2 protein-coding genes are annotated in these 2,561 nt (G+C 47.5%); both read right to left on the reverse strand.

Annotated elements, in window-relative coordinates; all coding sequences use genetic code 11:
* On the reverse strand, nucleotides 1–1,201 hold a 1,201-nt coding region (locus VIP81_RS22565), incomplete at its 3' end, for a lysylphosphatidylglycerol synthase transmembrane domain-containing protein (protein WP_331966734.1).
* A 121-nt stretch (nucleotides 1,202–1,322) separates the two neighbouring features.
* The coding region (locus tag VIP81_RS22570; protein WP_331966736.1) for a T9SS type A sorting domain-containing protein at nucleotides 1,323–2,561 on the reverse strand (1,239 nt) is incomplete at its 5' end.

Raw genomic sequence — 2,561 nt, forward strand, 5'->3', positions numbered from 1 at the left:
ATACCGCCAGCGCCACTATCCAGGCACTACGCAATCCACGGAAAAGAAAGGTGGCTGTTACCAGCAATATCAGCCCCATAAATACCACTAATAGATTAGTAGCGTGTATAGACGTACCAGGAATATAGGCGCGGAGCAAATGCATTCGGTTTGCCAGCGGTGGTGTGAGCACGGAAAAAATATTCACCATCCCCAGCAGGAAAATCAGAATAGGCGGCAATAGCCGGAGTACCAGTTCTCGGCCCTTCAGCGCAAAGGCAAACATGCCGGCGATCAGCGGGAGCCAGAACTCAAATAAACGGAACAGCAACGTGATTTCCAACGCTTGTAAGGTGCTGAAGCCGTAGTTGCTGAGCAGGTATGCCAGTGATAATTCAATAGCGCCTAGTCCCCGTAAAAAGGGTGATATGATGAGAAAAATAGTGGCTACTATATATCCTACGCAGGCGGCTTCCAGAGAAGGCGTAACGCCTACGGCCAGCATACTCAGGTACAAATGCGCGATCCCGGCTACTTCTATCAGCACAGATGCCAGCACCGTATTCATAAACGCAGGTACCGATAACTGAAAAGTAAAAATTTCATCTACCTGGTGCGCAGCCCCGGGAAAATATTTAACAAGTAACCGGTAGGCTTTGCCTTTGGTTTGCATGGAACGTACCAGCCACACTACACCCAGTAATAGTCCGCAAATAGCAGCCAGTCCCCATACCGCATCTTTCATACTGCCGGCATGCAACATAGCATACACCACTACGGGAATGCCTACCAGGAAAACGGAGAGTATCCCCACAAAACCGTAAATGCCGGATGCCTGATGTATTTGCTGTTTATGCAATTGAGTACGGCGTAAGCTCTGTGGTAAATAAGCCAGTGAGCTGATACCGCCTGCCGGCAGAAATACTGACAGCAGATTACGTTTCAGGAAAAGCTCTGTACTCTTGATCGTATCTATTCGGGCGCCTACCGCGCGGAAACTAAACACATACATGCCCGCCTGTAATAAAATATATCCGATGGTAACGATTACACCCAGTATGACCCAGCCCCTGTCCGCTTTTTCAATGGCAGGAATCAGGGAATACAATTCATGGCGTTGTGAACGAAAAAAGTAAATGGCCAGGAGGATAAATAGCACTGCCAGCAGCTCTTTCAGGTGGAGCTTGCGCAAAAATGCTGCAGTAAAAAATTTCTTTCTCAAAGGTTTGTAGGTTTCGTGAATCTGTTGTTCGCACTAGCCAGCAAAGTTAGGGTAACTTTAATAGCGATCCCTTAACTGTGCGGAGTTTAAGCGGATTTTAATATGTTGCCGTAAACGCTGGCTATTCCATTATAATTAGTTTCTCGGTATGCAGCAGTTCGTCTTTTTCACCGATGAATTCCAGGAAATAATTGCCCCTGGCCAGGTTGGCAGGAACATTTAATTCATAGTAATTACGCTGCTGTAATGGCTGCTGAAATTTCTGGTATATTAACCGGTGGCCGGGTACATCTACCAGTGAAAGGGCCTTTATATGCTGATTAGACCCGTAGTATATATGAATGATGCCGCCTTGTACCGGGTTAGGCCACACAGTGATATCGCCCCGTATGTTTTTGCCTTTTACTAAACGCACCGGGCCATAGAAGAAGGAGCCATCTGTCATGATAACTTTCAGCCGGTAAAAAATAAAGCCGTCGTTATTGGGTGCATCTACTGCATCATAGCCTACCGGATAGAAACTGATACCGCCCGGCGACTGACTGCGTACAAATCCGATGGAATCAAAGTCCTGGTTAATCGCAAATTTCCGTTCAATCGTAAAGCCGCTGCAAAAATATTCCCTGCCGGTAATCCAGTGAAGTAGCACCGTGTCTTCATTATCAGGGCTACGATTGGCGCTGAAGAAATCGAGTGTGGTGCTGTCGGGACTATTTACTGTTTCTGCTACAAGGCTGGTGAAATAATTGTTATTGCGCAGGTGTTGAAAGGTGCGTGCGACTGCTACTTTTTGTCTGTCTGGTGCCCCGGTGGTATAACTCCTGCCAGGAGCACCGGGTGCTGCTCTGACATTGGCGATATCCCAGGCCGTATCCGAAAATCTGGCCAGGTAAGCGGTGTTTCTGTTGGCCTCATAAACCGGTCCTTCGTCGGACCGATCGAACACGAGGTGCAGCTTTATTTCCGCATCGGGTTGAGAGGGAGTTACTTCCCAGGTTTTATTCACACTGGTGAGTACAAGGTTTTCACCGGTAGTAAGATTTTTTCTGACACTATCGGAAACGCCCGCGCGCACAGCAGTGGTGGTGCCTGGATTTTCCAGCGCCACGGGTGTGTAGCTGGAAGGTTTTGTTCCAATAGGAAAAATCACGACTTGATCTGCTGCAGAAATATGGTTGCGGTAAAGTGTACCTCCGCCAAAACTACTCCCGGTAATAATAAAATGCTGGGCAGAATAATGCATAATATTTCCGGGGGTATGATGTCCCATCACGAGGTTCCAGCCGTTCAGGAAAACATAGCCATTTTGCAGGTCCAGTCCATTCACAATTTTAAGGTCACTGAGATCATCCAGGAAAAC

This window comes from Chitinophaga sp., assembly GCF_036566945.1.
Lineage (GTDB): Bacteria > Bacteroidota > Bacteroidia > Chitinophagales > Chitinophagaceae > Chitinophaga.